At 61.5% G+C, this 356-nt stretch carries 1 protein-coding gene; it reads left to right on the plus strand.

All coding sequences use genetic code 11. The annotated features are described in order from the left end of the window. Positions 1 to 76: 76 nt before the first annotated feature. Positions 77 to 356: helix-turn-helix domain-containing protein (locus tag N825_RS38535; RefSeq protein ID WP_157619799.1), on the plus strand; the 280-nt coding region annotated here is incomplete at its 3' end.

Consider the following 356-nt stretch of genomic DNA (forward strand, 5'->3'; position numbering starts at 1 on the left):
TGTTATCGGGCACTCAATAATCCCCACTTGAGGGCATTGAAAATTCCTCACCCCTTCTTTTGAAGGAGGAGGAAGAATGTTGGATTTGAACGGTATCCGTGGATCGGCTGCCCCGTGTTCCGACGCCAGAACGGCGTCGGAGGAGATCATGCTCGACGAGGGCGGATGGGAGGCGGTGCGTCGGCTTCACAAGGAGGGGTGGTCGCTTTCGGCGATCGCCCGGCATATGAACCTGGACCGCAAAACGGTACGCACATGGCTGCGACGGGGCCAGTGGCAGCCCTATCGGCGGGAAGCACGGTCGGACACCCTGCTGGCGTCGCATGGGGAATTTCTGCGGCGGCGGGCGCCCGAAG

Origin of the sequence: Skermanella stibiiresistens SB22 (assembly GCF_000576635.1) — a bacterium.
Lineage (GTDB): Bacteria > Pseudomonadota > Alphaproteobacteria > Azospirillales > Azospirillaceae > Skermanella > Skermanella stibiiresistens.